General features: G+C 68.0%; 8 protein-coding genes and 1 tRNA gene. 6 read left to right on the top strand and 3 right to left on the bottom strand.

The window, feature by feature from the left end; all coding sequences use genetic code 11:
• The 4 genes from WEB06_18550 to nhaA form a co-directional block, all read left to right on the top strand.
• On the top strand, positions 1-829 hold an 829-nt coding region (locus WEB06_18550), incomplete at its 5' end, for a S8 family serine peptidase (protein ID MEX2557618.1).
• Positions 830-1,022: 193 nt separating this feature from the next.
• On the top strand, positions 1,023-1,169 hold the full coding sequence (locus tag WEB06_18545) for a hypothetical protein (protein MEX2557617.1): 147 nt from the start codon (positions 1,023-1,025) through the stop codon (positions 1,167-1,169).
• Between the two features lie 97 nt (positions 1,170-1,266).
• Positions 1,267-1,339, top strand: a tRNA-Ala gene (locus WEB06_18540).
• A 243-nt stretch (positions 1,340-1,582) separates the two neighbouring features.
• A complete protein-coding gene (gene nhaA, locus WEB06_18535) occupies positions 1,583-2,785 on the top strand; it encodes a Na+/H+ antiporter NhaA (GenBank protein MEX2557616.1) in 1,203 nt (400 codons plus the stop codon).
• A 38-nt stretch (positions 2,786-2,823) separates the two neighbouring features.
• Here the strand turns inward: nhaA and WEB06_18530 are convergent, their stop codons facing one another.
• On the bottom strand, positions 2,824-3,075 hold the full coding sequence (locus WEB06_18530; GenBank protein MEX2557615.1) for a hypothetical protein: 252 nt from the start codon (positions 3,073-3,075) through the stop codon (positions 2,824-2,826).
• 64 nt (positions 3,076-3,139) lie between these two features.
• On the opposite strand from WEB06_18530, the gene WEB06_18525 reads away from it, so the two are divergent.
• Entirely contained in the window at positions 3,140-3,616 is a 477-nt protein-coding gene (locus tag WEB06_18525; protein ID MEX2557614.1) for an EVE domain-containing protein, read from the top strand.
• Here WEB06_18525 and WEB06_18520 read toward each other — a convergent pair.
• Both WEB06_18520 and WEB06_18515 read right to left on the bottom strand, forming a co-directional pair.
• The gene (locus tag WEB06_18520; GenBank protein MEX2557613.1) at positions 3,604-4,020 is read right to left on the bottom strand and encodes a cupredoxin domain-containing protein; all 417 of its coding nucleotides are present in this window, start codon (positions 4,018-4,020) and stop codon (positions 3,604-3,606) included. The genes WEB06_18525 and WEB06_18520 overlap by 13 nt on opposite strands.
• A gap of 10 nt (positions 4,021-4,030) precedes the next feature.
• Complete coding sequence (locus WEB06_18515; protein MEX2557612.1) at positions 4,031-5,107, bottom strand: DUF2330 domain-containing protein; 1,077 nt, start codon at positions 5,105-5,107, stop codon at positions 4,031-4,033.
• A 94-nt stretch (positions 5,108-5,201) separates the two neighbouring features.
• On the opposite strand from WEB06_18515, the gene WEB06_18510 reads away from it, so the two are divergent.
• The coding region (locus WEB06_18510) for a nucleotide disphospho-sugar-binding domain-containing protein (GenBank protein ID MEX2557611.1) at positions 5,202-6,396 on the top strand (1,195 nt) is incomplete at its 3' end.

The raw sequence follows: 6,396 nt of genomic DNA, 5'->3' as shown, positions 1-6,396 counted from the left end.
GCCGTCGGAGGCGTTCACGATGACCCGACACATGCCTCAGGTCACGTGTTCACGATCCGCTGCACCCAGACACAACCGGGCCCACGTATCGCTCGTCGAAACCACCCGGCGTGGCGTCTCCGCCGGGGCCCAAACCGGGAGGAACGGCGGTTCACGGTACGCCTCGCCACCCAAGAAGTTCAGCCCACGTGCCGGGCTTGCCCGGATCCTGAATTCGTTCCAAGGCGCCAACGTCGTCCGCGGCATCGCGACCTTCGATCGGGTTCCCACGCACGAGCAGGTGGTCGCGCTCCGGCGGCTCGGCCTGCGCGCCCAGCCGATGAAGCGCCTGCCGCTGGCGCTCGTCCTCGGGCCGGTCGCGGCGCTTGAGTCCGCAGTCACCTCCGGAGTCGCGAACGACGTGTACGCCGACGAGCAGAACGAGCTGCTCGACACCGTGTCGTCGGACTCGATCGGCGGAGCGGCGCTCCGCGCGAAGGGCCTCACCGGGAAGGGCATCACCGTCGGCATCGTGGACTCCGGCTGCGACGCGACCCAGCCCGACATCGCCGACCGCGTCGTCCACAACGTCAAGCTGGTCAGCGCGGAGTACCTGAATCTGCCGCCGGATTCGAGCAACACGCTCGTCGTCCCGGTCGACCAGCTCCCGTTCAACAACTCCGATCTGACGGCCGGTCACGGAACGCACGTGGCCGGGATCATCGCAGCAGACGGCACGACCGGTCCCGAGCACGTTGCGGTTGCTCCCGACGCAGAGCTCGTCTGCATGGCGATCGGCGAGGGGATCTTCACGACCGCCGTCGTCACGGCGTCTTCGAGTTCGAGGTGATCGGGATCCGCGCAGTGTCGGATCCCGACAGCATCGACAGTGAATCGCTGCTCGGGAGAGCGGTCGTCCTTCACGTCGCGCAGCTCACGCCGCTGCGATAGCGCTTGGCCGACGTCGCACGGGGGTTGTGCGGAGTGTCCCCGACGGAATAGCATCGGAACGACCTTCGGTCGAGCCGAGTAAAGGGGGCCGTATGGCCGAGGAAGAGGGCAAGAAGCGAGGCAAGAAGGGCCTATTCGCTGCGATGCTCGCGGCCGTGGCCGGACTGTTCTTCTTCATGAAGAAGAAGAAGCGCGGGGGCGAGGAATCCGGGTGGGAGGAAGCCCGCCCATCGGGTTAGCGGCCTCGAAGGATCACGTGGAACGCGCGGGCATCTCCCGCGCGTTCTGCAATTCCCCAGTCGATCCTGCGCGCTGCAGGGGTACCATGTCGCCGAAGGGGACGTAGCTCAGTTGGTAGAGCACCTGGTTTGCAACCAGGGGGTCGTCGGTTCGAATCCGATCGTCTCCACTTGACCTTCCGATATCCGAACCGACCGCGTTCTTGTCTCGATCTGGCGTCGCATGTTGCGCGCCCGAATTGATACAAGAAACGCACCGGTGGTCCCTGGAAGAAGAGCAACGGACGTTGTCCTCAAGGAGGGGCTCCTCACCCGGACCGGACCCGTCTGGAGCTCCCTCTGCTATCGTTTCGCGCGGTGCGCCGGGAAGTCTGGTCGGCAGACGGCGCACTTTGTCTTTTTGCGGGGACGGCATGCCGAAAGCTTCAGATGACGAGACCGCGCCATTCCGCGAGAGATTCGTCGTTCGCCCGCTGCAGCTCTTCCTTCGGACCGAAGCGGCCGGCGGGATCCTTCTCCTCGCCGCAGCTTCCGCGGCGCTGATCTGGGTCAACCTCGCTCCCGGCTCATACGAGAACCTGTGGGACACAGAGCTAACGGTGGGCGCAGGACGATGGACGATCACCGAGGACATCCGTCACTGGATCAACGATGCAGCGATGGCGCTGTTCTTCTTCGTGGTCGGGCTCGAGATCAAGCGCGAGCTGGTCGCGGGTGAGCTCCGCGACCGTCGCGCCGCGGTCCTGCCGGCCGCGGCCGCGCTCGGCGGCATGGTCGTGCCCGCGCTGATCTTCTTGGCCGTTACGGCCGGCGGCTCCGGCTCGCGCGGATGGGGGATCCCCATGGCGACGGATATCGCATTCGCCGTGGGCGTCCTGGCCGTGGTCGGCCGCGGCCTGCCGGTGGGCTTGAAGCTCTTCCTGCTGACCCTCGCCATCGTCGACGACATCGGCGCGATCTTGATGATCGCCTTCTTCTACACGGACTCGATCTCGATCGACGCGCTCGGTATCGCAGTGGGACTGCTCGCTGCCGTCGTCCTGCTGCGGCGGCTCGGGGTGGGCTGGGGACCCGTGCACCTGATTTTCGGCGTCGCCGTTTGGGTAGCGGTATTCGAGTCGGGTGTACACGCGACGATCGCGGGGGTGGCGCTCGCGTTGGTCACGCCGGCTCGCATCTCTCCCCAACTCGAGCAGATCATCCACCCGTGGACGAGCTTCCTCGTCGTGCCGATGTTCGCTCTCGCGAACGCCGGAGTCCGGCTTGCCGGGGCCGGCCTTGACGACGCGACCTCACGCGAGGTTGCTGCCGGCGTCATCGTCGGGCTCGTCGTTGGGAAGATCGTCGGGATCACATTCGGCGCCGCGGTGGCTACCCGGCTGGGCATCGCCCGGCTACCGGAGGGCGTGGGATGGACGCAGGTGATCGGCATCGCGGCCCTCGGCGGGATCGGCTTCACCGTCTCCCTTTTCATCGCCGGCCTCGCCTACTCCGATGGACCGCTCCTCAGCGCCTCCAAGGTGGGGATCCTCTCAGGGTCGCTCGTGTCGGGTGTGGTGGGCACGGTGCTCCTCGCGCGTGCTCGCCGAGTACGGGCGGACGAGGAGACCGGATAGGCGCGAAGGCGGGAGCGCGTGCGACGCGATGCGTCGCGTCAGGCGGTCACTCGGCGTCCTCGCCCCCGCGAGAGTCGGACGAGTCCGGCTCCTGAGACCAGCGTCCACACGACCTCAAGAAGCACGAAGCCCCAGTCGCGGTCGATCAGCGCGACGACGCTCAGCAGCCCCGCTCCGACGAAGTTGAGCAGCAGGTAGACGGCCGACTCGGGCCGGAGTCGGTTCATCTGCGCGAGGATGAACGCGGAAAGGATGAACAGCGCGCCGGCCAGCTGGACGATCTGATCCATGTCGTAACGCGCACGAGGAAAGCGCGCCTCCCGCCTCAGACTAGCGCGCGTATCATTCCGGCTCATGGCGCGCTGGCTGATGAAGACCGAACCCGAGGCGTTCTCGATCGACGACCTCGAGCGCCTCGGGGTTTCACACTGGGACGGCGTGCGGAGCTACATGGCGCGGAACAACCTCCTCGCGATGAAGGTCGGCGAGCAAGCGTTCTTCTATCACTCGAGCGCCGACCCGCCCGGCGTCGTCGGCATCTGCGAGGTCGTGAGGGAGGCGTATCCCGATCACACTGCGTGGGACCCGGAGAGCAAGTACTTCGACTCGCGCTCGACGCCCGAGAAGCCGCAGTGGTTCATGCCCGACGTGCGGTTCGTCGAGAGGTTCCCGCGGATGATCTCGCTACCGGAGCTGCGAACAACCCCGGGACTCGAAGCGATGGTGCTCCTGCAGCGCGGCTCTCGGCTGTCGGTTCAGCCGGTGCGAGACCAAGAGTGGGAGATCATCATGTCGATCGCCCTCGATGCTACTCGCGATCAGGTGACCTGAACCGTCCCGCGCATCCCGTACGTGTAGTGGCCGGGCACGTGGCACGCGTACAGCATGGTGCCGGCGCGAGCGAAGGTGTAGGAGAGGTGGACGGTCTCGTTGGCAGGGATCGAAGCCTCGCCCGGGCCGGTGTGCGGATCGCCGGGCTTACCCTTCTCGTGCGCCTTCTGGTCGGCCTCGGTGCCGATGATGAACTCGTGTGCGATCGGGTCGTCATTGACGACGACGAAGTCGATCGTCGTCCCCGCCTTGACGGCGATCGTTCCCGGAAGGTACTTCGAGTAGCGCATCTTGACTTCGATCGTCTTGCGCGCCGGCTCTGAGGAGCATGCAGCGAACGCGGACGCGCACGCGAGCAGGATCGCCGCCCGACGCAGCGCTCTGCTCGCGTTCGCCACACGCACGTCCGGATCCTTAGACGCTCGCGGTCAAGCGGTGCCGGACCAGGAAGCCCGCGACCGCACCGACGACCGAGCCGAGCGCGAGCATCGCGACCCACGACACGGCGTCTCCGGTGACGATCTCGCGGACCCGCTCGAGCGCGTCGGTGAGCCCCGCCGCGACATACGAGGGCTGCGCCGCGCCGCTCGCGTCGATCGCGAGGTCGTACTTCAGCAGCCCGGCCGGCGTGTCGATCTCGAGGAACGTCAGCCACATGTTCTTCGCCGGCAGCCACTCCATCCCACGGTCGGAACGGAGATCCGCGAGGAGCTGCTTGCTCGCCCACTCTGAGCGCCCGAGGCGCATCCCGCTTGTGCGCGGGATGAGCTCGCCGGCCTTCACTCCGACCGCCGCGGGAAGCATCGCCGGCGCGCGGTCGGTGAGGAGGAACACGTCTGCCGTGATCAGCTCGCCGGGCTGCTTGCCGAGACCGAGGATCCGCAGCGGGACCCACGGGTTCGGGGTCGGCATGATGACGTGGATCGGGGTCCCGTCGCCCTCGGCGAGGCCTTGGTTGGCTGCGCGCTTCGAATCGAATCGCGCAGCCAGGAAGATCGGCGAGCGCTTGGCGTAGAAGTCGAGGACCTCGGGCGAGTCGGGCGAGAGAACGAAGCCGTTGTCGGTCGCCCACTTCGCGACCTGGGAGCCGCCGCCTTCGAGCACGGTGATGTCGAGCGCGTCGATCGCGACTTCAAGGAGAACCTTGGCATCGCGCGCGGTGGAGCCTGCGCTCAGCGCGAACGCTGCTTCAGGAGCCGGCGGCCGCACCTCACGGAGCAGCCGCTGCAGCGTCCAATCGCCGCCCTTGACGACGTCGGTGGGGACGCCCGGCAGCGGGATGATCGAGCCGAACTTCGCGCCGCCGCCTCCGACGAAGCGGAACGACGTGATGTAGTGCTCGACGCCTTCGTGATAGGCGGCCAGCGTGGTCGTACGGAGCAGATTGACCGAGCCGTTCGGGCTCAAGAGGCCCCCGCACGCGAGCGCCGGGCCGGCGACGGTGAGGAATGCAAGGGTAAGGCCGAAAAGGACCACGAGCCGTCGCCGCATGGGGCACCTCCAGGTCGAGCGCCCCAAGGGGTACCTGGGGCGCTTCGGACATGTGGTTTGACGGCCCGGAGGGCCTGAGGGTTCCCTTTCGGCCATGCGGATCCTCTGCGCCACGCTTCCCGGCCCCGGTCACGGTCATCCGATGCTCGCCGTGGGCAGGGCGTTGGCGACCCGCGGTCACGACGTGACGTTCGCCTCCGGCGACGCACACGCGAGCGAGGCCGAGGAGGCCGGGCTCGGGTTCACGCTCCTGCCGCGAGTGCAGGGAAGCCCGCTGCACGATCTGCGGCCGTACGACGACGCCGCCGCACAAGCGGAAGCGATGCGTCCACTTCTCGAAGCGTTGCAGCCCGACGCTGCAGTCGTCGATGTCATCACGCTCGGCGCGGCGCTCGGCGCCGACATGATGGGGATCCCGTACGCGACGCTCGTCGTACATCCGTTGCACGTCCCGTCGCGCGTGCTCCCGCCGTTCGGATACGGACGGCCACCGGGCCGCATGCCGCCGCTGCGATTCCGGGACGCGTGGATGCGCGCGAACAACCGCAAGGATCTCGAACGTGCGCGAACCAATCTCAACATCGGACGAGCGCGGCTCGGCCTTCCACCGGTAAGCGGTCTGGACGTCGGCTTGAGCGAACGGCTCGTGCTCGTGGCGACACTCCCGTCGCTCGAGATCGCACGCCCCGACTGGCCATCCAACGCGCACATCGTGGGGCCGTGCCTGTGGGAGTACCCGGGCGGTGACTTCGAGCCACCGGGCGGAGACGGTCCGCTCGTGCTCGTCGCTCCGAGCACCGCGTACGACGGCGACCGGATGCTCGGGCCGGCGCTCGACGCCGTCCGTCGCCTCGGCGTTCGGGCCGTCGTCACGCCCGGCGCGGCGAAGCTCCCGTCGCCGCTGCCTCCGGGCGTCGTGGTCGTGCGAGGGGTTCCGCACCGCGCGATCCATCCGCACGTCGCCGCCGAGATCTGCAACGGCGGCCACGGAACGGTCGTGCGCGCGCTTTCTGCGGGAGTGCCGCTCGTCGTCGTGCCGGGCCACGGCGACCAACAAGAGAACGCCTACCGCGTGGAGCGCGCCGGCGCCGGGGTGCAGGTCCGCTTCCCGTCGCCCCGGTCGATCCGCGCGGCGCTGAGCCGCGTGCTGAGCCGGCAGAGCTACGCAGCCGGCGCGCAGCGTTTGGCGAAGGAAGCGGCGGAGATAGACGGTCCTTCACGGGCGGCGGAGCTCATCGAGGAAGTGCTCGGGGCCGGAGAAAGACTGAGGGGGGGGGGGCCGCCCCCCC

The sequence above is a fragment of the Actinomycetota bacterium genome, assembly GCA_040905475.1.
GTDB lineage: Bacteria > Actinomycetota > AC-67 > AC-67 > AC-67 > DATFGK01.
Note: the sequence above shows the minus strand (reverse complement) of the source record. Positions and strands in the feature narration are given on the sequence as shown.

Bases quoted from the DNA above. Each gene is read 5' to 3' on its own strand.
- WEB06_18545 (MEX2557617.1), top strand. From the start codon at position 1,023: ATGGCCGAGGAAGAGGGCAAGAAGCGAGGCAAGAAGGGCCTATTCGCT.
- nhaA (MEX2557616.1), top strand. From the start codon at position 1,583: ATGCCGAAAGCTTCAGATGACGAGACCGCGCCATTCCGCGAGAGATTC.
- WEB06_18530 (MEX2557615.1), bottom strand. From the start codon at position 3,075: ATGGATCAGATCGTCCAGCTGGCCGGCGCGCTGTTCATCCTTTCCGCG.
- WEB06_18525 (MEX2557614.1), top strand. From the start codon at position 3,140: ATGGCGCGCTGGCTGATGAAGACCGAACCCGAGGCGTTCTCGATCGAC.
- WEB06_18515 (MEX2557612.1), bottom strand. From the start codon at position 5,107: ATGCGGCGACGGCTCGTGGTCCTTTTCGGCCTTACCCTTGCATTCCTC.